General features: G+C 67.2%; 18 protein-coding genes and 1 pseudogene. 8 read left to right on the top strand and 11 right to left on the bottom strand.

The genetic code is table 11. The features are described 5' to 3' along the window. Nucleotides 1-43 precede the first annotated feature (43 nt). The 7 genes from HV681_RS25725 to HV681_RS25755 all read left to right on the top strand — a co-directional run bounded on the left by HV681_RS25725 (nucleotide 44) and on the right by HV681_RS25755 (nucleotide 7356). Nucleotides 44-937, top strand: a complete 894-nt coding sequence (locus HV681_RS25725) for an alpha/beta hydrolase (protein ID WP_175125946.1) — start codon at nucleotides 44-46, stop codon at nucleotides 935-937. An 11-nt stretch (nucleotides 938-948) separates the two neighbouring features. Further along, nucleotides 949-1443, top strand: coding sequence for a MarR family winged helix-turn-helix transcriptional regulator (locus tag HV681_RS25730; RefSeq protein WP_175125947.1), 495 nt, complete (start codon nucleotides 949-951; stop codon nucleotides 1441-1443). 60 nt (nucleotides 1444-1503) lie between these two features. Then, the gene (locus tag HV681_RS25735; RefSeq protein ID WP_175125948.1) at nucleotides 1504-2544 is read left to right on the top strand and encodes a hypothetical protein; all 1041 of its coding nucleotides are present in this window, start codon (nucleotides 1504-1506) and stop codon (nucleotides 2542-2544) included. Between the two features lie 142 nt (nucleotides 2545-2686). Next, on the top strand, nucleotides 2687-3913 hold the full coding sequence (gene argJ / locus HV681_RS25740) for a bifunctional glutamate N-acetyltransferase/amino-acid acetyltransferase ArgJ (protein ID WP_175125949.1): 1227 nt from the start codon (nucleotides 2687-2689) through the stop codon (nucleotides 3911-3913). A 6-nt stretch (nucleotides 3914-3919) separates the two neighbouring features. Further along, nucleotides 3920-4786 (top strand): ATP-binding protein, encoded by an 867-nt coding sequence (locus HV681_RS25745; protein ID WP_175125950.1) that lies wholly within the window; start codon nucleotides 3920-3922, stop codon nucleotides 4784-4786. Then, complete coding sequence (locus HV681_RS25750; protein ID WP_175125951.1) at nucleotides 4779-5741, top strand: Nudix family hydrolase; 963 nt, start codon at nucleotides 4779-4781, stop codon at nucleotides 5739-5741. Before HV681_RS25745 ends, HV681_RS25750 begins: the two co-directional genes overlap by 8 nt. A gap of 196 nt (nucleotides 5742-5937) precedes the next feature. Next, nucleotides 5938-7356, top strand: a complete 1419-nt coding sequence (locus tag HV681_RS25755; protein WP_175125952.1) for an amidase — start codon at nucleotides 5938-5940, stop codon at nucleotides 7354-7356. Nucleotides 7357-7395: 39 nt separating this feature from the next. Here HV681_RS25755 and HV681_RS25760 read toward each other — a convergent pair whose 3' ends face one another. The 7 genes and pseudogenes from HV681_RS25760 to HV681_RS25790 form a co-directional block, all read right to left on the bottom strand. Beyond that, nucleotides 7396-8934 carry an efflux transporter outer membrane subunit gene (locus HV681_RS25760; protein ID WP_254595070.1) on the bottom strand — a complete coding sequence of 513 codons (1539 nt, stop codon included), beginning with the start codon at nucleotides 8932-8934 and terminating at the stop codon, nucleotides 7396-7398. Next, nucleotides 8931-12044, bottom strand: coding sequence for a multidrug efflux RND transporter permease subunit (locus tag HV681_RS25765; RefSeq protein ID WP_175125953.1), 3114 nt, complete (start codon nucleotides 12042-12044; stop codon nucleotides 8931-8933). The genes HV681_RS25760 and HV681_RS25765 overlap by 4 nt, the downstream gene beginning before the upstream one ends. After that, complete coding sequence (locus HV681_RS25770; RefSeq protein WP_175125954.1) at nucleotides 12041-15139, bottom strand: MdtB/MuxB family multidrug efflux RND transporter permease subunit; 3099 nt, start codon at nucleotides 15137-15139, stop codon at nucleotides 12041-12043. Before HV681_RS25770 ends, HV681_RS25765 begins: the two co-directional genes overlap by 4 nt. Nucleotides 15140-15151: 12 nt before the next feature. Further along, on the bottom strand, nucleotides 15152-16417 hold the full coding sequence (locus HV681_RS25775; RefSeq protein WP_175125955.1) for an MdtA/MuxA family multidrug efflux RND transporter periplasmic adaptor subunit: 1266 nt from the start codon (nucleotides 16415-16417) through the stop codon (nucleotides 15152-15154). 133 nt (nucleotides 16418-16550) lie between these two features. Then, a complete protein-coding gene (zapD, locus tag HV681_RS25780) occupies nucleotides 16551-17303 on the bottom strand; it encodes a cell division protein ZapD (protein WP_175125956.1) in 753 nt (250 codons plus the stop codon). Then, a pseudogene (gene coaE, locus HV681_RS25785) lies at nucleotides 17300-17993 on the bottom strand (dephospho-CoA kinase). Before coaE ends, zapD begins: the two are co-directional and overlap by 4 nt. Nucleotides 17994-18135: 142 nt before the next feature. After that, a complete protein-coding gene (locus HV681_RS25790) occupies nucleotides 18136-18984 on the bottom strand; it encodes a prepilin peptidase (RefSeq protein ID WP_175125958.1) in 849 nt (282 codons plus the stop codon). 202 nt (nucleotides 18985-19186) lie between these two features. Here HV681_RS25790 and HV681_RS25795 point away from each other — a divergent pair, with 202 nt between their 5' ends. Next, nucleotides 19187-19981 carry a copper resistance protein NlpE N-terminal domain-containing protein gene (locus tag HV681_RS25795; protein ID WP_175125959.1) on the top strand — a complete coding sequence of 265 codons (795 nt, stop codon included), beginning with the start codon at nucleotides 19187-19189 and terminating at the stop codon, nucleotides 19979-19981. Nucleotides 19982-20227: 246 nt separating this feature from the next. On the opposite strand, the gene HV681_RS28065 is transcribed toward HV681_RS25795, so the two are convergent. The 4 genes from HV681_RS28065 to HV681_RS25815 form a co-directional block, all read right to left on the bottom strand. Then, a complete protein-coding gene (locus tag HV681_RS28065) occupies nucleotides 20228-20593 on the bottom strand; it encodes a response regulator transcription factor (protein ID WP_217467871.1) in 366 nt (121 codons plus the stop codon). A gap of 183 nt (nucleotides 20594-20776) precedes the next feature. Next, nucleotides 20777-21631, bottom strand: coding sequence for a pantoate--beta-alanine ligase (gene panC / locus HV681_RS25805; protein WP_175125960.1), 855 nt, complete (start codon nucleotides 21629-21631; stop codon nucleotides 20777-20779). 35 nt (nucleotides 21632-21666) lie between these two features. After that, the gene (locus HV681_RS25810; protein ID WP_105237199.1) at nucleotides 21667-22557 is read right to left on the bottom strand and encodes a segregation and condensation protein A; all 891 of its coding nucleotides are present in this window, start codon (nucleotides 22555-22557) and stop codon (nucleotides 21667-21669) included. A gap of 17 nt (nucleotides 22558-22574) precedes the next feature. Further along, nucleotides 22575-22763, bottom strand: a complete 189-nt coding sequence (locus HV681_RS25815) for a DUF3460 family protein (RefSeq protein ID WP_056564661.1) — start codon at nucleotides 22761-22763, stop codon at nucleotides 22575-22577. Between the last annotated feature and the right edge of the window lie 9 nt (nucleotides 22764-22772).

Below are 22772 nucleotides of genomic sequence, written 5' to 3' on the forward strand. Positions count from 1 at the left end.
AGTAATCGGCAAAACAAGTCTAGGGTTTTTACCACCTGCCGCCATGGTCACCCTCTACCGCAACTACGATCGCGCCGAACTGGACGTCCAGTACAACGCTCGCGCGACAGTACCCGACATCCAACCGATACTCAAGAAATACGCCGAGGACAGCGCCACGGCGCGCAGCACGCTGGAATGCGCGCTGGACGTGCCTTTTGGCGATCATCCGGATGAACTGCTGGACATATTTCCAGCCGCGGCCGGCAAGTCCGGCGCGCCCGTCTTCGTGTTCATACACGGCGGCTACTGGCGCCTGTTGTCCAAAAACGAATCCAGCAACATGGCGCCCGCGTTCACGCAGGCGGGCGCGGTGGTGGTGTCGGTGAATTATTCGCTGGCCCCCGCCGTCACGCTGGACCGTATCGTGGACCAAAACCGGCGCGCGCTGGCCTGGATTCACCACCACATCGCCGAGTACGGCGGCGACCCGTCGCGCATCCACATCTGCGGCAGCTCGGCGGGCGGTCATCTGGTCGGCGCCCTGCTCGCCGGCGGCTGGCATGCCAGCTACGACGTGCCGCCCGGCGTCGTCAGGGGCGCCGCGCCCCTGTCGGGCCTGTTCGACCTGCGCCCGCTGGTGCACACCCACATCAACGAATGGATGCGCATGAGCGAAGCCGATGCCATCCGCAACAGCCCCGCCTTGCATTTGCCGCAGGCGGGCTGCCCGCTGGTGGTCAGCTACGGAGAATCCGAAACCGACGAATTCAAGCGCCAGAGCGATGATTATCTGGCCGCATGGCGGGCGCGCGGTTTTCCCGGTAGGTATGTACCAATGCCAGGCACCAATCATTTTGATATTGTCCTGACGCTCAACGATCCGAACAGCCCGCTGACCCAAGCCATCTTCGAACAGATGGGTCTGGCGCCCTCTTCACCCCCGCATTCCCGGTAATCTTCCGAGCCATGACCGATACCCCCGACCTGGAATCCCGCGCCGCGCCCGACGACCATCACGCGCTGCGCCTGTGGCTGCGCATGCTGACCTGCGCCAACCTCATCGAAGGCGAGATCCGCAGCCGCCTGCGCAACGACTTCGACACCACCCTGCCGCGTTTCGACCTGATGGCGCAGTTGCAGCGCGCCCCCAAGGGCATGAAGATGGGCGAGTTGTCGCGCCACATGATGGTCACCAACGGCAATATCACCGGGATCACCGACCAGCTCGAAAAAGAAGGCCTGGTGGTGCGGACCAAGGTCGAGACCGACCGCCGCAGCTCGCTCATCAAGCTGACGCCGCAAGGCAAGAAGAGCTTTGCGCGCATGGCCCGCGCCCACGAGAACTGGGTCAAATCCATGTTTGCCGAACTGCCAGAGGCCAGCCGCAACGCCCTGTTCCAGGCGCTGGGCGAACTGAAGCTGCAGGTGGTGGCCACGCGCTCGGCGGCGGCCCGCGACTGAGGGCGGACCAGGACTTTTTCGCGACGGTCCGGCCTGCCGGATTGGCGCATAATTGCCGCCATGATTCCGGTTTCTCTTCCTGGCGGTAATTTCTATGTGCTGATGGCGGCTTCGCTCGCCTGCCTCGCCACGCTGTTCACCTGGCTGGCCGCCCTGGCCACCTCGCCCGGCGCGCGAGACTGGCTGTCCGGCCACCGGCGCGCCGGCACCGTCCTGATGGCCGTGCTGGCCGTCATCGGCGCCATCTTCCCGTATCAGCAGTTCAGCCAGTGGTTCTCGGTCCAGCGCGAAGCGCAGGCCGACGACGCGCGCAAGACGGTGCTGTCACAACCCACGCAACTGGCCGGCGTCCAGATGCCCACCGGCACCACGCTTCGGCTTGCCACGCCCGGTGAACTGGCATCGTTCGACCGGGCCATCTTTCCCGAATCCCACCCGGCAGACATTAACGGCGTCGCCGCGACGCGCCTGTTCCGTTACCCCGCCACGCCCAAGCAGCCCGAAACCCTGTCCGCCGAGATCGCGCGGGACCAGGCGCTGGAAGGCTGGCTCTGCGCGCACGGCCATCGCATCGAATTCGTGGTGCAAGGCGGGCATCCGCAGTTTTCCAGCTGCCACCTTGCCATCGGCAATACGCTGGACCAGCAACCGGTGCCCGCGGGCGCTTGGCTGAAGGTCGACCCCGCCGCCCGCGGCACGCCGCTGGACAAGACCGGCACGGCGCCCCGCTGGCTGCTGCGCACCGAAGGCAGCGACGCCCTGACCGTCGCCGGGATTCCCTTGCTGAAGGTCGACCTGCAACTGGACGCGCAGCGCCGGATGCTGGGCTTCGAGGGTCTGGCGGCGCGCGACACCGTCCTGGGCGAAATGACCTACCCGCCGGGCACGCGCGTACTGGCCGCCAACCCGCGCCTGCAGGGCGCCCAGCCCGGCGATCTGCTGTTCTCGCCGTCCCGTGGGCGCTCGGCGCGCCGGGCCGGCGGCGAAGACGTCCCGGCCGGCAAGTCGGTGCTGCAGGCGCCCGACGGCACGGTGCGCAGCGTGCTGAGCAACCGCGAAGCCGGCGTGCTGGACGTGGCCGCCATGCGCATGGCTCCCTGAGGCCGGCGCCTGGGGCCGCCTCCCCTCGGGTTGCCGAGGGGACCGGCCACCCCCGCCGGATCCGGTGGGATAATACGAACCTTTCCCGCGCGCCGCCGTGCCTGGCGGCGGTTCCGTCCCGCTCACACCAAGAGACGAAGTCATGGCCGTTAATCTGCAGATCCCCTCCGAGTCCGAAATTTTTCCTGTTGCCGGCGTAGAAATCGGCGTCACCGAGGCCGGCATCCGCAAGGCCAACCGGCGCGACCTGACGGTGTTCCGCCTGGCCGAAGGCACCAGCGTGGCGGGCGTCTTCACGCGTAACCGCTTCTGCGCCGCCCCGGTGCAGGTCTGCCAGGCCCACCTGGCCGCCGGCGGCCCGATCAGCGCGCTGGTCATCAACACGGGCAACGCCAACGCCGGCACCGGCGAAGAAGGCCTGAAGAAAGCCAAGGACACGTGCGACGCCCTGGGCAAGCTGCTGGGCGTGCCCGCCGCGCAGATCCTGCCGTTCTCCACCGGCGTCATCCTGGAACCCCTGCCGCTCGACCGCCTGGTCGCCGGCCTGCCCGCCGCCATCGCCGACCTGGCCGCCGACCACTGGTCCAGCGCCGCCCACGGCATCATGACCACCGACACGCTGCCCAAGATTTCGTCCGCCAAGGTGCAGATCGATGGCAAGACGGTCACCTTCACCGGCATCAGCAAGGGCGCGGGCATGATCCGTCCCAACATGGCCACCATGCTCAGCTTCCTGGCCACCGATGCCGGCATTGCCCAGCCCCTCCTGCGCAAGCTGGCCGTGGAGATCGCCGATGCCTCGTTCAACCGCATCACGGTAGACGGCGACACCTCCACCAATGACTCCTTCATCATTGCCGCCACCGGCAAGTCGGGCGTCAACGTCAACAGCGAATCCGACGCCGCCTACGCCGCCGTGCGCGAGGCCCTGACCGCCGCCGCGCTGGAACTGGCCACCAAGATCGTGCGCGACGCCGAAGGCGCCACCAAGTTCATGACGATCCGCGTCGAAGAAGCCGGCACCACCGAGGAAGCCCTGAAGGTCGCGTATGCCGTGGCGCACTCGCCGCTGGTCAAGACCGCGTTCTTCGCATCCGACCCCAACCTGGGCCGCATCCTGGCCGCGGTCGGCTACGCCGGCATCGACGACCTGGACGTGTCCAACATCCGCCTGTGGCTGGACGACGTGCTGGTTGCCAAGAACGGCGGCCGCAACCCCGACTACCAGGAAGCCGACGGCCAGCGCGTGATGAAGCAGGCCGAGATCTCGGTGCGCATCGCGCTGGGCCGCGGCCAGGTCAGCGACACGGTCTACACCTGCGACTTCTCGCACGAGTACGTGTCGATCAACGCCGACTACCGCTCCTGATCGACCATGACGGCTAACGAGTTCACCACGCTGATCCAGCGCGCCGAACGCGTGCTGGCGCAGCTGGAGGCCTTCCTGCCTCCCGCCCCGCCCGATATCGACTGGACCGCCCACGCGTTCCGCTGGCGCAAGCGCGGCGCGCGCGGCTGGCTGGACGCCGTGCGCCACGTGGCGCGCATCGACATGCAGGACCTGCAGCACATCGAGCGCCAGAAGGCCACCATCGACCGCAACACGCTGCAGTTCCTTGAAAAGAAGCCCGCCAACAACGTGCTCATGACCGGCGCGCGCGGCACCGGCAAGAGCTCGCTGGTCAAAGCCATGCTGGCCGCCTACGGCGACCGCGGCCTGCGCCTCATCGAAGTCGACAAGTCCGACCTCGGCGACCTGGCCGACATCGTCGAACTGGTCGCGGCGCGGCCCGAACGCTTCATTGTGTTCTGCGACGACCTGTCCTTTGAAGAAGGCGAGGCCGGCTACAAGGCGCTCAAATCGGTGCTGGACGGTTCGGTGTCGGCCTCGGGCGACAACGTCCTCATCTACGCCACGTCCAACCGGCGCCATCTGATGCCGGAATACATGAGCGAAAACCTGCAGGCCAAGCACCAGCCCGACGGCGAAATCCACCCCGGCGAAACCGTCGAGGAAAAGATCTCGCTGTCCGAGCGCTTCGGTCTGTGGCTGTCGTTCTACCCGTTCAAGCAGGACGACTACCTGGACATCGTATATCACTGGCTGCGCGAGCTGGGCTGCCCTGAACAGCACATCGAACCCTCGCGCACCGAGGCGCTGCAATGGACCATCGAACGCGGCTCGCGTTCGGGCCGCGTGGCGTATCAGTTCGCACGCGACTGGGCGGCCCGCCATGTCTGAAAAGATCGTCGACGTCGCCGCCGGCCTGATCCTGCGCCCGGACGGCAAGCTTCTGCTGGGCCAGCGGCCCGAAGGCAAGCCGTGGTCCGGCTGGTGGGAACTGCCGGGCGGCAAGCTCGAACCCGGCGAGACCGTGCTGCAGGCGCTGGCCCGTGAACTCCAGGAAGAAATCGGCATCCGCGTCACGCAGTCGCGCCCGTGGGTCACGTACGTGCATGCCTACCCGCACACCACGGTGCGCCTGGCCTTCTGCCACGTCACCGGCTGGGAAGGCGAACCGCAAAGCCTGGAAAATCAGCGGCTCGAATGGGTGGATCCGGCCAATGCGGCCTCGGTGGGCGACCTGCTGCCCGCCACCCTGCCCCCGCTGCGCTGGCTGCAATTGCCCACCACCTACGGCATCAGCGCCATCGGCTCGCGCGCGGGCATCGCGCCGTTCCTCGGCCGCCTGGACGCCGCGCTGGCGCGTGGCGTGAAGCTGGTGCAGTTCCGTGAACCGCAATGGCCGGACGGCGTGGGCGCCAGTTCGCTGCACGAAGTGCTGCAACAGGTCATCAAGCGCTGCCGCGCCGCCGGCGCGCGCGTGCTGGTCAACAGCATCCATCCCGTTGCATGGTGGAAAGAAGCCGACGGCGTGCACCTGCGCACGGCAGACGCGCTGCGCCTGACCGCCCGTCCGGAATTGCCCCGCAATGCGCTGGTCGGCGTCTCCGCGCATGACAACGCCCAGGTCGTCCACGCCCGCGAACTGGGCGCAGACTTCGCCGTGCTGGGCCCCGTGCTGGAAACGCCCAGCCATCCCGGCGCGCCGACGCTGGGCTGGGAAGGGTTTGTGGAAGGCAACCGGGATGCCGGCATACCGGTGTTCGCGCTGGGCGGTCAATCCACCCAGACCGTCTCGCAAGCCTTGCGCCACGGCGCGCACGGCATCGCCGGGATCCGCGGCGTGCTCTGACACGCATCGCACTTCGCCTGGCCGTCCGACGGCCCATGCCCCGCATGGGCCGTTTTGCTTTTGACTCGCGCGGGAAAGCGCGCATAGACCAAACCCCCGCGCCGATGCACCCTACATGCCGAGACCGGCCGCCATCACGCGGACGGGGTTGCATGCGCCTGGCAGACAGACGCATGGCATCGCATCGAGGGAATCCATGTCTGACATCGCATTTGCCACCCTGGCCGATCTGGCGGATGGCCTGGCACAGGGCCGCTACAGCTCGGTGGAATTGACGCGCCACTTCCTGGACCGCATCGACCGGGCAAATCCCACACTGGGCGCTTTCATCAGCGTGGACAACGCGGGTGCACTGCGGCTGGCCGAAGCCGCCGACGCGCGGCGGCGCGCGGGCTACGGGCTGCTCAGCCCGCTGGACGGCGTGCCGGTGGCGGTCAAGGATTTGTGCGACATCCAGGGCCACATCACCACGGCGGGGTCCGAGGCCTGGCGCGAACGCCGCAGCGGCGTCACCGCCACCGCAGTCACGCGGTTGCTGGACGCGGGGATGGTGATGCTGGGCAAGACCCATATGGTGGAATTCGCCTTCGGCGGCTGGGGCACGAATCCCGTCATGGGCACGCCGCGCAACCCCTGGGACCTGGAGCGTGCGCGCGTGCCCGGCGGCTCATCCAGCGGATCCGGCGTCGCCGTGGCGGCCGGCCTGGCGCCTGCGGCCCTGGGATCGGACACCGGTGGTTCGGTCCGGATCCCGGCCGCCCTGAACGGCATCACGGGCCTGAAGACCACGCGCGGTCTCATCAGCCTGCACGGCGCGGTGGCGTTGTCGACCACGCTGGACACCTTGGGCCCGCTGACCCGCGACGCCCGCGACGCGATGCTGCTGACCGCACTGATGGCCGGCCACGATACCCAGGACCCGTTGACGTTCGGCATCCCCGCGTTCGACTACCGGGAGCCGGCCGGCGGCGCGCAGCCTCTGCGCGGCGTACGCATCGCGGTGATGCCGACGGCACAGCATCCCATCGCCGTGGACGCCGACGCGCTATCGGCGCTGGACGACGCGCGCCGCGTGCTGGCCGCGCTGGGTGCGGATGTGGCCGAGACGCCCCTGCCCTTCGACTTTCGCGAGATGATGCAGCGCAACGGCCAGATCATCTCGGCCGAAGCCTACGCGCTGCATCGCGGCTACATCGAGGACCCTGCCAAGCCCATCGGGCAGTATGTGCGCGCGCGCGTGCTGTCGGGCAAGGGGATCTCGGCCGCCGACTACATCGCGGCGTTGCAGGCGCACGCACAGGCGCGCCGCGACTGGCTGGACTGGATGCAGGAGTTCGACGCCGTGCTCACGCCAGCCGCCCCGTTCGGCGCGCGTCCGCTGGCCGAGGTGGACGAAGCGGCCACTCCGCTTGCGGCTTTCACCCGCCCAGGCAATTACATGAATGCAGCCGGGTTGGCGCTGCCCGCGGGCTTTACCAGCGACGGCTTGCCGCTAGGCGTGCAGTTGCTGGGCAAGCCCAACGCGGAAGGCGTCCTGGGCAAGATCGGCATCGCATTCCAGGCGGTCACGGAATGGCATCGCCAGCGGCCGGATCTGAAGGCGGTTGGCTTGTAAGGCCACCGCCTGGCGCAGGGGCGCCGGCCCCGCGCGCGGTTACTGCGCCGGCGTTTGCGCGGCAGGTGTTTGCGCGGCGGACGTCTGCGTCACGGCCGGCCCGGCGCCGTCAGCACGCGCCGTCTCGACCGGCAGTCCTTCCCAACCGCCACCCAGCGCGACGATCAGATTGACGCTGGCCACCAGCCGGTTGCCCAACAGGCTCAGCGCATTGCGCTCGCTGCTGAGCGCCGTGGCGTCCACCACGGCCACGCTCAGGTAATCGACCAAGCCCGCCTTGTACTGGTTCTGGATCAGGCGCAACGATTCGCGCGCCGATTCCAGCGCGCGGCGCTGCACGATCTGCTCCTGCTCCATCACGCGAAGCTGGATCAGGTAGTCCTCGACCTCGCGCAGACCGGTCAACGCCGCCTGCCGATAAGCCGCGGCCTGCGAGTCATACGAAGCGCGGGCCTGCTCGACCTGCGCCTCGCGCGCGCCGCCGTCGAAGATCGTCAGCGCCAGGGCCGGCCCCAGCGACCAGAAACGGGCGGGCGCCGTCAGCAGCTCCGCGAATTCGCCATTGCGAAAACCGCCGTCGGCCGACAGCGTCAGGCTGGGGAACCACGCGGCCTGCGCCACGCCGATCTGCGCGTTGGCGGCCGCGGCGCGGCGTTCGGCGGCGGCCACGTCGGGACGGCGCTCGAGCAGCTCGGACGGCAGGCCCACCGGAATCTGCGGAAGCCGCAACGTGAACACCGCGGGCGGCAGGCTGAACTGCGAAGGCGCCTGGCCCATCAGCACCGCGATCGCGTGCTCGTACTGACCGCGCTGCCAATCCAGGTCGATGGACTGCGCGCGGGTGCTTTCAAGCTGCGTGCGCGCGACGGCCACGTCGGCCTGTCCCGCGACGCCGACTTCGTAGCGGTTCTGCGTGAGCTGCAATGACTTTTCGTACGCGGCCACGGTGGCGTCAAGCAGGCGCTTCTGTTCGTCCAGCACGCGCAGTTGCAGATAGGTCTGCACCAGCGCGGCCTGCGCGCTCAGGCGGGTCGCGCCCAGGTCGGCCAGGCTGGCGGCGGCGCTGGCTTCAGAGGACTCGACGCTGCGGCGCACCCGGCCCCAGACGTCCAGTTCCCAGCTGACGCTGCCCGTCAGCGAATACTGGTTGGACACGTTGCTGCCGGACCCCGTCGACGAACCGCTCTGCCCGCCATTACCGCCCCGGGTCATGCCCGCCCCCGCGCCCACGGTGGGGTAGAAGCCCGAACGCGCGCCGCGCACCAGACCGAGCGCCTGGCGGTAGTTCGCCTCGGCCTGCGCGATGGTCTGGTTGGATGTGTTCAGCCGGTCCACCAAGCCATTCAGCGTGGCGTCGTCGTAGACCTTCCACCACGCGCCGCGGTCGGCGTCGTCGCGCGGCTGGGCCGGCTTCCAGCCGGGCACCTCGACCTGGCCTTCCTTGTAGGCCGCGCCCACGTCCAGCGCCGGGCGCTGATAGTCGGGCCCGACCGCGCAGGCGCCCAGCAGCGCGCAAAGCGCGAGCGTGGCGGCGGCGCGGGCAAGAGTGGCGGAGGAATACGGCTTGGTACGGATCATGTGTGTTCTATGGATGCGGAATTCCCGCCCCGCGAGGCGCGCCGGCGCGCGGCCCACAGGCGGAAGCGGTCCAGATAAAGATAGACCACGGGCGTGGTGTACAGCGTGAGGATCTGGCTCAGCACCAGGCCGCCCACGATGGTAATGCCAAGCGGCTGGCGCATCTCGACGCCGGCGCCGGTGGCCAGCACCAGCGGCAGCGCGCCGAAGATGGCCGCCATCGTCGTCATCATGATCGGACGGAACCGCGTGAGGCACGCCTGGAAGATGGCGTCGCGCGGCGTCATGCCGTGGTGGCGTTGGGCGTCCAGCGCAAAATCCACCATCATGATCGCGTTCTTCTTGACGATGCCGATCAAGAGGAACACGCCGATCAGCGCAATCAGCGTGAAGTCATATCGCACCAGCAGCAGGGCCAGCAGCGCGCCCAGCCCCGCCGACGGCAGCGTGGACAGGATGGTGAGCGGGTGGATGAAGCTTTCGTACAGAATGCCCAGCACGATGTACATGGTGACCAGCGCGGCCAGGATCAGCCAGGGTTGCTGCGCCAGCGTCTGCTGCAACGCGGCGGCGGTGCCCTGAAAGCCCGCCTGGATCTGGTCAGATGGCAAGCCCAGGCGCGCCACGGCATTGTCGATCGCGGTGGTCGCTTGCCCCAGCGATACGCCGGGCGCCAGGCTGAACGAGATGGTGTCGGCCACGAACAGGCCCTGGTGACTCACGCTGAGCGGCGCGTTCGCGTTTTCAAGCTTGGTGAACGCCGACAGCGGCACGCGGGCGCCGTCCGCGGTGATGACCTCGACCTGGCGCAGCGATTCGATGTCCTGCGCGAACTTCGGGTCCACGCCCAGCACCACGTGATACTGGTTGAGCGGCCCGTACATGACCGACACCTGGCGCTGGCTGAACGAGTTGTTCAGCACCGTGGAAATGGTGGCCATGCTGATGCCCAGCCGCGTCGCGGCTTCGCGGTCGATGACCAGGTTGATCTCGCGGCCGCGGTCCTCGACGTCGGCGTCCACGTCGGTGATCTCCGGAATCTTGGCCATCGCCTGCTGCACCTTGGGCATCCAGTTGCGCAGCAGTTGCAGATCGCCCGACATCAGCGTGTAGTCGTACGAACCCTGGCTTTGGCGGCCACCGATGCGGATGTCCTGCTGCGACACGAGAAACAGGCGCGCGCCCGGCATGTTCTGCAGCTTGGCGCGCAGGCGATTGATGACCACGTCGGCCGAAACCTTGCGCTCGCCCAGCGGCTTGAGCTGGATCTGCATGAAGCTGCTGTTGCTGCCGCCGCGCCCGCCCGCGTATCCGGTCATGCTTTGCACGGCCGGATCGTCCAGCACCACCTTGCGCAGCGCTTCAAGCTTGGGCAGCGTGGCCTGGAACGACGTGCCCTGGTCGACACGGAAAAAGCCCAGCAGCTGACCCGTGTCCTGCTGCGGGAAAAAGCCCTTGGGCACCACGGTGTACAGATAGACGTTCAGGCCCACGGCGATCGCCAGCGTCAGCATCATCAGGCGGCCGTGCGCCAGCGCCCAGCCCAGCGAGCGGCGATAGCCGTCCTGCATGGACTGAAAGCTGCGCTCGGTCCAGCGCGCCAGCCGGCCCCGCGGCTTGGGGTCCTTGGGTTCGGGCCGCAGCAGGCGCGCGCACATCATGGGCGTGAGCGTCAACGACACCACCAGCGACACCAGGATGGCGGCGGACAAGGTGACGGCAAACTCGCGGAACAGACGCCCCACCACCCCGCCCATCAGCAGGATGGGGATGAACACCGCCACCAGCGACAGGCTCATCGACAGCACCGTGAAACCGACCTCGCGCGAGCCGCGCAAGGCGGCGCGCATCGGCGACATGCCGTTCTCGACGTGGCGCATGATGTTTTCAAGCACCACGATCGCGTCGTCCACCACGAAACCCGTGGCGACGATCAGCGCCATCAGCGAGATGGTGTTCAGCGTGTAGCCGCACAGGTACATGATGCAGAACGTGCCGATCAGCGACACCGGCACCGCGACGCTGGGAATGATGGCCGCGCGCCAGCGCCGCAGGAACAGCAGCACCACCAGCACCACCAGCCCGACGGCGATGATGAGCGTCACCTCGGCCTCGTGCAGCGACGCGCGGATGCTGGGGGTGCGGTCCTGCGCGACCGTCATGTTGACGTCGGCGGGCATCAGCGCCTGCAGCACGGGCAACTGCGCGCGCACGGCGTCCACGGCTTCGATGATGTTGGCGTCGGCCTGCCGCCGCACGACCATCAGGATCGCGTTGCGGTCGTTGAAAAAGCCGGTCTGATACAGGTCTTCGACCGAGTCTTCCACCTTGGCCACATCGGACACGCGCACCGGCCGGCCGTCGCGCCAGGCGACGATCAGCGGCCGGTATTCCTCGGCCCGGCTGAGCTGGTCGCTGACCATGATCTGCCAGTGGTAGCGGTCGTTTTCAAGCACGCCCTTGGGGCGGTTGGCATTGGCGTTGGCCAGCGTGGCGCGCAGTTCGTCCAGCGACACGCCCTGGTTGGCCAGCGCCCCGGGCAGCACCGTCACGCGCACCGCCGGCAGTGAGCTGCCGCCCACCGTGACCTCGCCCACCCCGTCCACCTGCGACAGCTTCTGCGCCACGATAGTGGAGGCCAGGTCGTACAGCTGGCCCTGGCTGAGCGTGTCGGACGTCAGCGCCAGCGTCAGGATCGGCGCGTCCGACGGATTGGACTTGTTATAGGTGGGATTGCTGCGCAGGCCGGTCGGCAATAGCGAACGCGCCGCGTTGATCGCGGCCTGCACGTCGCGCGCCGCGCCGTTGATGTCGCGCGACAGGTCGAACTGCAGCGTGATGCGCGTGGAGCCCTGCGAGCTGCGCGAGGTCATTTCCGTGACGCCCGCAATGCTGCCCAGCGAGCGTTCCAGCGGCGTGGCGACGCTGGATGCCATGGTCTCGGGACTGGCGCCCGGCAGGCTGGCCGACACGGAAATAGTGGGGATGTCCACCTGCGGCAGCGGCGCCACGGGCAACAGAAAGAACGCAAGCATGCCGGCCATCACGACCGCCAGGCTCAGCAGCGTGGTCGCCACCGGCCGGACGATGAAGGGGGCCGACAGAATCATCGCGCGTCTCCGGCGGACGGCGCACCCGCGCCGCGCCAACGGCGGGACATGCGATCGAACATCAGGTAGATGACCGGCGTGGTGAACAGCGTCAGCACCTGCGACAACAGCAGGCCGCCGACCATCACCAGGCCCAGCGGCTGGCGCAGTTCAGCGCCGGTGCCGGTGGACAGCATCAGCGGCAAGGCGCCGAACAGCGCGGCCAGCGTGGTCATCAGAATGGGCCGGAAGCGCAGCAGCGCGGCCTCGTGGATGGCCTCGCGCGGCGCGAGTCCCCGCTTGCGTTCGGCGTCCAGCGCGAAATCGATCATCATGATCGCGTTCTTCTTGACGATGCCGATCAGCAGGATGATTCCGATGATGCCGATCATGTCCAGTTCCGTGCCGCTGATCAGCAGCGCCAGCAACGCCCCCACGCCCGCGGACGGCAGCGTGGACAGGATGGTGATGGGGTGGATGTAGCTTTCATAGAGCACGCCCAGCACGATGTACATCGTGACCACGGCCGCCAGAATCAGCCACAGCGTGCTGGACAGCGAATTCTGGAACGCCAGCGCCGCGCCCTGGAAGCGCGTTTCGACACTGGACGGCATGCCGATTTCGGCTTCGGCCGCCTTGATGTTTTCCACAGCGTCGGACAACGAGGCGCCGGGCGCCAGGTTGAACGACACGGTCACCATGGGGAACTGGTCAAGCCGGTTCACGGCCAGCACCGTCCGGCCTTCGCTGATGTGCGCGACCGACGACAGCGGCACTTGCGCGCCCGTGGACGTGGGCACGTGGATCTGCCCCAGCGCGCTGGGCGACATCTGGAACTGCGGCAGGACTTCCAGCACCACGCGGTACTGATTGGACTGCGTGAAGATCGTGGAGATCAGCCGCTGGCCGAAGGCGTTGTACAGCGTCTCGTCGATGACGGCGGCGGTGATGCCCAGCCGCGAGGCCGCGTCGCGGTCGATCTCCACCCACGTCTGCAGGCCGTCGTCCTGCAGGTCGTCGGCCACGTCCATCAGGCCCGGCACGGCGCGCAGACGCTCGACCAGCTTGGGCGTCCATTCGCTCAGCACTTTCAGGTCGGGGTTGGACAGCGTCATCTGGTACTGCGTGCGGCTGACGCGGTCTTCGATGGTCAGGTCCTGCACCGGCTGCATGTAGACGGTCAGGCCGTCCTGCTTGTTCAGGCTTTCCTGCAGGCGGGCCATGACGGTGCGCAGATCGCCATTGCGCTCGGCCTGGGGCTTGAGCGAAATCTGCATGCGGCCGGCGCTGAGCGTGGCGTTGCTGCCGTCCACCCCGATGAAGGACGACACGGCCTGCACGTCGGGATCCTCCAGCACCAGGCGGGCCGCCGCCTGCTGGCGCTCGGACATGGCGGTAAACGAAATGGACTGCGGCGCCTGCGTGATGGCCTGGATGAGGCCGGTGTCCTGCTGCGGGAAGAAGCCTTTGGGCACCACCAGGTAAAGCAACACGGTCAGCGCAAAGGTGGCCACCGCAACAATCAGCGTCAGCGTCTGATGGCGCAGCACGACCTGCAGCATGCGGTCATAGCCGGCGATGATGCGGTCGATGAAGGCGCCCGTGGCCTGATGAAAACGCCCGTGCTTCGTTTCGGATTCGGCGCGCAGCAGGCGCGCGCACATCATGGGCGTCAGCGTCAGCGACACCACCAGCGAAATCAGGATGGCCACCGCCAGCGTGATCGCAAATTCGCGGAACAGCCGGCCCACGACCTCCGTCATGAACAGCAGCGGAATCAGCACGGCGATCAGCGACAGGGTCAGCGAGATCAGCGTGAAGCCGATCTGCGACGCGCCTTTCAGCGCGGCCTGCATCGGCTTTTCGCCTTCTTCAATGTGGCGGGCGATGTTCTCGATCATGACGATGGCGTCGTCCACCACGAAGCCGGTGGCAATGGTCAGCGCCATCAGCGTCAGGTTGTTGATCGAGAATCCGGACAGATACATGATCCCGAACGTGCCCACCAGCGACAGCGGCACGACGACGCTGGGAATCAGCGTGGCCGTCAGGCTGCGCAGGAAGATGAACGTGACCATGACCACCAGCCCGACGGCCAGCAGCATTTCAAACTGCACGTCGGCGACCGAGTCGCGGATGGTCTGCGTGCGGTCCGACACCACCGTCACGTCCAGCGTGGCGGGCAGCGCGGCGCGCAACTGCGGCATCAGCGCCTGGATACGGTCGACCACGTCGATCACGTTGGCGCCGGGCTGGCGCTGGATGTTCAGCAGGATGGCGGGTTTGTCGCCGGCCCACGCGGCCTGGCGGGTGTCTTCGGCGCCTTCGACCGCGCGCGCCACGTCGGCCAGCCGCAGCGGCGCGCCGTTCTTGTACGCAATGATCAGGCTGTTGTAGTCGGTGGGCGACTTGAGCTGGTCATTGGCGTTGATGGTGGTGGAGCGCTGCGGACCGTCCAGGTTGCCCTTGGGCTGGTTGACGTTGGCGCCGACGATGGCGGTGCGCAGGTCGGCCAGCGACAGGCCATTCGCTGCCAGCGCCTGCGGATTCACCTGGACGCGCACGGCCGGGCGCTGCCCGCCCGCCACGCTGACCAGGCCAACGCCCGGGATCTGCGACAGCCGCTGCGCCACGCGCGTATCGACCAGGTCGCGCACCTGCGGCAGCGGCATGGTGGGCGACGTGATCGCCAGCGTCAGCACCGCCGCGTCGGCCGGGTTGACCTTGTTGTAGGTGGGCGGCACCGGCAGGTCGGACGGCAGCAGGTTCGACGCCGCGTTGATGGCCGCCTGCACCTGCTGTTCGGCCACGTCCAGCGGCAGCGTCAGGTTGAATTGCAGGGTGATGACCGAGGCGCCGCCCGAACTGGTGGACGACATCTGGTTCAGGCCGGGCATCTGGCCGAATTGCCGCTCCAGGGGTGACGTGACCAGCGACGTCATGACGTCGGGACTGGCGCCGGGATACAGCGTCACGACCTGGATCGTCGGGTAGTCGACTTCGGGCAGCGCCGAAACGGGCAGGAAACGGTAGGCGATGAGGCCCGCGATCAGGATGGCCACCATCGACAGGGTGGTGGCCACGGGGCGCAGAATGAAAAGGCGCGACGGGCTCACGGCGTTCTCGGCTTACTTGGACGCGGGCGTGGTGCCAGCCGGCGCCCCCGCGCCCAGCGTCTTGTCGCGGGTGGCGGGAATGACTTCGGCGCCGCCCAGGATTTCCACCTTGGCGCCAGCGCGCAGGCGGTCGGTGCCTTCCGTGACGACGCGGTCACCCGCCTTCAAGCCTTCGTTCACGGCGACCATGCCGCTGTTGATGGCGCCCAGCTTGACCTGGCGCACCGCGATCGTGTTGTCGTCCTGCACCAGGAAGACGAACGCGCCGGCCGAGCCCTGCTGGACCGCCGCCGTCGGAATGGCGGTCACGTCCTTGCGGGTCAGCACGTGCAGGCGCACGTTGACGAACTGGTTGGGGAAAAGCGCATCGTCGGCGTTGTCGAAGCGTGCCTTGAGCTTGAGCGTGCCGGTGGTCACGTCGATCTGGTTGTCCAGCGTTTCGAGCGTGCCGGTCGCGATGCGGCGGGTGTCGGCGCGGTCGTAGGCGTCGACCGTCAACGTCTTGCCGGCGGCGAGTTCCGCGCGCACTTCGGGCAACTGCGTCTCAGGCAGGGTGAAGACCACGGAAATCGGCTGAGTCTGGGTGATGACGACCAGACCGTTGGTGTCCGCGCTGGACACGAGATTGCCGCGGTCCACCTGGCGCAGACCCAGACGGCCGCTGATCGGGGCGGTGATGCGCGCGTAATCGAGTTGCAGCTTGGCGTTGTCGACATTGGCCTGATCGCTCTTGACCGTGCCTTCGTACTGGCGCACCAGCGCGGCCTGCGTGTCGACCTGTTGGCGGGCAATGGAATCCTGCTTGAAGAGGGCCTGGTAGCGCTGCAGGTCGCGGCGGGCGTTTTCCAGCTGGGCCAGGTTCTGCATCTGCGTGCCGCGCGCCTGATCCAAGGCCACCTGAAACGCACGCGGGTCCACCTGCGCGAGCAGGTCGCCGGCCTTGACCTGCTGCCCTTCCTGGAAGGCGACGTCGACGAGTTCGCCGCTGACGCGGCTTCGGACGGTGACGGTGTTGTAGGCGGTGACGGTGCCCAGCGAGCGCAGGAAGATGTCGATGTCCTGCTGGGCGGCGGTGGCGATCCGCACCGGCACCGGCAAGTTGGCCATGGCCGCCATGGGAGGCCGGCCGCCGGCACGTCCGCCGGGACCACCCTGCTTGGCCGAGGGCCGGAGCACCAACCACGCGATTGCCGCCACAACGAGGAGCAGCAGACCCAAGCCGACCACGCGGCGACGGCTCCAGCGGGTGGGTGGGGATACAGGACGGCTATCGGACATGGAAACGGTTCCGGCACACTCGGAAGGAAAGCCGTATTGTCTACTAGACCGTCCCGATTTCGGCCCTGATGACCGTCATGCTGAAACTACCCGCAACAGGAATCCGGGCAGCGAAACCCTGCGTAACTTCAGCCTAAGAGCTACAGAGGGTCATCTGGAATGACACATCACGGGCCACCTGCTGGGGTTTGAACTCCCCGTCCTGGGTGGAAAAACGTATCCAGATCATGTACTTATTGGCGCTGATCTCGGGGAAGACGCCGTGGGTGGGGTCCACCCAGACGCGCAGCAGCTGGAACTGTTTGCCGCCCAGCATCTGCTGATAGGCGCCCTGCTCGGCCACGATGTCGGTTTTGCGTCCGGACTCGCGCAACAGGCGCAGCGCCAGGGTCAGGCCATCGTAAAGGGGAATGAAGGGGGACACCCACGCCTGCAGGTCCGCGCAGCGCGCGGCCTCGGGCTTGTTCTGCCAGGCATAGTACGAAGGCATGTCGACCTGCGTGGCGCTGCCGGGCACCGACAGGCGTCCGCGCAGGCTGGTCAGCCATTCGTTCTCGCGCAGCGACTGGCCGGTCTTGCCAGGGGCAGCCAGGGCACTGGCCACCTTTTCCATTTCGCGCAGCATGCCTTCCAGCGCGTCCTGCGCCACGCCGGGATGATCGCGCAGCCCGACCAGCGCCAAGCGCTGGCGTTCAAGGTCTTGCAGGACCGCGCCTTTTACGTCGGTGCGTTCGCACGCGTCGAGCAGATCGAAAAGGGAGGTGACGGCAACCTGATGCTGGCGTGAGTCACCCTCGCGAGCAAAGAAGAAGAGCCTGTCGAACAGGTATTCCAGCCGCAGATAAGCACGGATGCGCTCGTTGAAGGGATATTCGTAAACGATCACGCTTTTTTACAGGCCCTATCAAGTGGTTGGCCGGCGGGCCAAGAATTTTCAGGGGTGCCGGCAGCCGCTGGCTTACCGGCCCGTGGTGGTCGCCAGCGCCAGCCAGCGGTCATGCAGGGTCAACGCCCGCGCGCGCAACTGTTCCGGTGTTGTCGTTGCGTCGTTGAGTATGACGTCGTCCGCGACCTCCAACCGGCGTGCCCGCGCAGCCTGTGCCGCCATGATACGCCTGATGTCCTGCTCCGTCAGCCCGCTGCGCTGCTGCACGCGAGCGACCTGGGTTTCGGGATCGCAATCGACCACGCAGATACGATCCACGCGGTCACGCCAACGGTCCAGGGACTCAACCAATAGCGGCACCACAAAGACCAGATACGATCCGCGAGCGGCCGCCGCCTGCCGCTGCGTTTCGCGGCCGATGGCCGGGTGCAGCACGGCCTCCAACCGCCGCCGCACCTGCGGATCGGCGAATGCCTGCGTGCGCATCCACGCGCGGTCCAGCGCGCCGTCGGGCGTCAGCGCCTGCGGTCCGAATTCGTGTTCGATCGCGGGCATGGCAGCGCCGCCGGCGGCGGTGAGCAATCGCGCGATCTCGTCGGTGTCGACCAACGCCGCGCCCCACTCCGCCAGCATGTCCGCCACGCGGGACTTGCCCGAGCCAATGCCGCCCGTCAGACCAATGTTGAACATGCTGCCTTTCCTTTGTCTCTTGCTTAGTGCCGTTGCATGGCCGTCGATACCAGCGGCCCTCGGCTGGCCGATCGTCCTGACCGGCCGTCGTGACTGGTCGCCCCAACTGGCCGTCCGGACCGGCCGTCCTGACCGGCCGTCCCTAGTTCATGAACTGCCATATGCCTTGTTCGCCGCCCAGCAGCAGCATGACCAGGCCGGCCAGCGCCAGGTACGGCCCGAAGGGCAAGGGCTGGCCGCGGCTGGCGCGGCCGGTGAGCGTCAGCGTCCCGCCGATCAGCACGCCCACCAGCGACGCACTGAGCAGCAACATCGGCAAGGCCTCGACACCAAACCACGCGCCCAGCGCGGCCAGCAGCTTGAAGTCGCCTTGCCCCATGCCTTCGCGCCCGGTCAACAGGCGGAACACATGAAAGATAACCCACAGGAAAAGATACCCGGCTGCCGCGCCGACCACCGCCGTCTGCACGCTGGTGAATGCATCAAACAGGTTCACCAGCAGGCCCGCCCACACCAGCGGCTGCGTCAGAACGTCGGGCAGCAACGTCGTTTCGAAGTCGATCCATGCCAGCGCCACCAGCATGGCCGACAAGCCCATGGCCGCCAACGCGATCGGCGTTGCGCCAAAGCGCAGCGCGCAGGCGGCGAACAGCGCGCAGGTCAGGAGTTCAATGACGGGATAGCGCCAGCCGATGGGCGCGTGGCACGCCGCGCACCGGCCGCGCAGCAGCAGCCAGCCGAGTACGGGAATCCGGGCCATTCTTTCGATGGGCGCCTCGCAGGCCGGGCATTGCGAGGCCGGCGACAGCAGGCCATAGTGTCCGGCGGGCCGCGGCTTGCCGGCGGCGTCCAGGCACTGCGCCTGCCACTCGCGCTCCATCATGCGCGGCAGCCGATGGGTCAGCACCGTCAGCCAGTTGCCCACGAACAGGCCCGCCAGCGCCGCCACGCCGATGAAGACGCCAAAGGGTAGATCAAAGACGTGCCACATCGGCGTCATCGCCCCTTGCGGTCGGGACGCGCCTGCCCATCCGACAAACCGGCGATGGCGCAAGGAATGAGGAGCCGCGCGCGGCCGTGTCGTAATTTGTGCATAAAGTGCCGGGATGCCCGGGAACGGCTAAGGGGAACGTATCGAATCTTCGCATAAGTGCGTAAAATCGGAGACAGACTCAATTCACGGATAAGCTGCCATGGCCGCGCGCGTAGAAATCGTTTCCCGCTCCCGCAAACTCAGCGTCATGGGGCTGCTGCTAGCGGGCACCGTGATCGCCGCAACCGGCTGCGCCAAGCAGAAAGCTGAAGGCTATTACGACCTGCCTGCCGAAAGCACCGTGACCGACGCCCAGTATCAAGGTTCCGGCGCCGGCTACCGCACCGTCATCCGCGCCCCGTCGCAAGTGCAGATCGAGCTCAAGCCCGACGCGCGCCGTCAACAGAACCAGAATCAGCAGGCGGTTGCTGCCGGCCAGACCACCGAAGACGGCCAGTCCGTGCCCGAAGGCGCAGAAAGCGGTGCCGGTGGCTCCGGCGGCGCCGGCGGCTCGGCACCCGCCCCCGTGGCCCCTGCCCCTGCCCCTGCGGCCAACGGCATCACCCATAGCCTCGTTCCGCAGCCGCAAACCTACATGGGCACGCTGCCGTGTTTTTCGCCCGCCATGCAGTGCACGGCCCAGCGCGTGACGCTGACGCTGGCGCCCAATGGCCGCTGGCGCGGCCGCACCGCCTACCTGGACAACGATCCCAAGAAGGGCCCGCCCGTTTCCGAGCAAGGCTGCTGGGATGCCACCGAAGAACGCCCGCCGCGCGTCATCCTGATGGACGGCCAAGGCAATGTCCGCGTGGAATTCGTGGTCGCGGCCAACAACGTGCTGCGTGTGCGCTCCATTGGCGGCCAGACGCCCAACCTGAACTACAACCTGACCCGCCAGCCGGATCTGGACCCGATCGACGAACTGGCCAGCGCCGCAGCGCCCAAGTGCCCTTGATCGAAGGGATGTCCGCCCACGGCGCGTGAGCGCCGCAGGGCGAACACCGCAGCACCCCACCCGGGCCTGACGAACACCTTGTTCGTCAGGCCCGAATTCTTTGGCCGGCAGCCATTGGGCCCGGTGAAACGACAAGCGCGGCGGAATACGGCGGCCCCCACGGCTGCACGTTATGGCGGAGGGTTTTGGCTGCGAAGCACGGCTTGCCTTACGTGTGAGCACAAGACCGCCGGCACCAAATCGCCATCAGGGAGGAACATCGGGTTTTGCCGGGCAGTCGCCGTATTCGCTGGCGGGCTCGTGCAATGCCTGGGCCGGCGCGCCAGGGCGGACGAAAGGCGGCATAGTGCGGGACGGCCAGTGCGCGCCCGGAACGGGCGATGCGCCGGACTGCCCGTGCGCACACAGCCGGCAGGCAAGTTGCATGGCGTTGCGGGCGCCGAGTTTGGCGAAGATGCGGGCGCGGTGGGCCTCGACCGTGCGCAGGGAAATGCCCAGGTCGATGGCAATGACCTTGTTGGCGCGCCCAGCCGCCACGTAGTCAACAATCTGGCGTTCGCGGGCGGTCAGGGCTGAAAGGGCGGCGTCGAGTTCGGGGTGAGGAAAGGGCATGGAAGCTCGTTTGCAATGTAGGATTGCAAACAGTCTGCCCCGCCGGCCGGGCCGCCGTAAGCTGGCAATTCTGCTAGGGGCTGATGAAAACGCCTCGCCTCAATTGCCCTATCAAGCGCCTGTACCAGGTGCCTTGTACCGAGCGCCCCGCATCGCGCGCCCGGATGTCACCGACCCGCCGCTTCAGGCCGTGTAGACCAATTCCAGATTGTCGATCAGTCGCGTGGCGCCCAGCTTGGCCGCGGCCAGCACGACGACGGGTTCGCCCGCCTGCAGGTCGGCGGCCTCGGGGCGCTTCAGATCGCGCTGGCGGCGCAGGGCCACATAGTCGACCTTCCAGCCGCGCTGCGTCAGCCGCTGGGCCGCGTCGTTCTCCAACGCAGCAGCATCGCGCTCGCCCTGGGCCAGGCGGCGGCCGATCTCCTGAAGCTCGGCGTACAACGCCGGCGCCTCGGCGCGCTCGCCGTCGGTCAGGTAGCGGTTGCGTGACGACAGCGCCAGGCCGTCGTCCGCGCGCACGGTTTCATGCGCCAGCACCTCGACGGGCAACTGGAACTGGCGGCACATGTTGCGCACCACCATGAGCTGTTGGTAGTCCTTCTTGCCGAACACCGCCACGCGCGGCTGCACGCAGGAAAACAGCTTCAGCACGACGGTGCTGACACCGGCAAAAAACCCGGGACGGAACTCGCCTTCCAGGATGTCGCCCAGGTCATCGGGCGGCTGGATGCGAAAATTCTGCGGCTCGGGATACATCTCGCGCTCGTTCGGCGCGAACAGCACGTAGACGTCACGCGCCGCTTCAAGCTTTTCGATGTCGGCGGCCAGGGTACGCGGATACTGGTCGAAGTCCTCGTTCGGGCCGAACTGCAGGCGGTTCACGAAGATGCTAGCCACGACGGGATCGCCGTGCTGGCGCGCCAGCTTCATCAGCGACAGGTGGCCTTCATGCAGGTTGCCCATGGTGGGCACGAACGACACGCGGTTCTGTCCGCGCAGGTGATCGCGCAATTCCTGGATGGTGTGTACGACTTTCAAGGGAATCTCCGGGGTGGGCAGGAGCCCGGTCAGGATCAGGCCGCGACGGCTGCCACGCTGGTGTACGCCAGGCGGACGTAGATGGGCGCATACGGCTCGGCCTGCGTGATTTCCAGCAGCGATTCGCGCGCCAGTTCGAGCATGGCGATGAAATGCACGACGACGACCGCGGCGGGTGCGCCCTCGCGGACGCGCTCCATGAAGAGGTCGCCGAACTCCATGAAACGCACGTCGTTCAGGCGGCGCAGGATGTGCGTCATGTGATCGCGCACGGACAGCTGCTCGCGCGTGATGTGGTGATGCTGGTTCAGCTTGGCCCGCTTCATGATGTCGGCCCAGGCCGCGCGCAGGTCGTCCACGCTGACGTCGGGCAGCGCGCGCTCGACGCTGAGGTCGGCCACGGCCTGGCTGCTGACGAAATCGCGCCCCAGCTGCGGCATCTTGTCGAGCTTCTGGGCGGCCAGCTTCATCTGCTCGTACTCGAGCAGGCGGCGGACCAGTTCGGCGCGGGGATCTTCGGGCTCTTCGCCGGTGTCGGTCTTCTTGACCGGCAGCAGCATGCGCGACTTGATCTCGATGAGCATGGCCGCCATCAGGAGGTATTCGGCGGCCAGTTCGAGATTGGTGATGCGGATCTGATCCACATACGACAGATACTGCCGCGTGACATCCGCCATGGGGATGTCCAGAACGTTGAAGTTCTGCTTGCGGATCAGGTAAAGCAGCAGGTCCAGCGGCCCTTCGAACGCCTCGAGGAAGACTTCCAGCGCATCGGGCGGGATGTACAGGTCCGTCGGCATCTGGAACAGCGGTTCGCCATACAGACGCGCAAACGCCACGCTATCGATGGTGTCGGGCGTGCTGTCGACGGACGGTGCCACTAGCTTGGCCAGGGCATCGCCTGGCACCGAGGGGTTCTGGACCATGTTTGCCGAGAACGGTATCAGTCGGCCTGATACACGTACGGCCTTTGCGCCACGCGAGCCGCGCGGAAGCCTTCGAGCAGCTCTTGATCCTGCGGTTTGTCCCAGAGGCGGGCGCGTCCCTCGCGCTGGCGCTCTTCGGTGCCAGGGTGGGATTTCTTGAAGTCCTTGAGGAACTGGGTGATCTCGGATTCGTAGTTGGTCGCCATGACGCCAAT

This window comes from Achromobacter animicus, assembly GCF_902859585.1.
GTDB classification, from domain to species: Bacteria; Pseudomonadota; Gammaproteobacteria; order Burkholderiales; family Burkholderiaceae_B; genus Achromobacter; species Achromobacter animicus.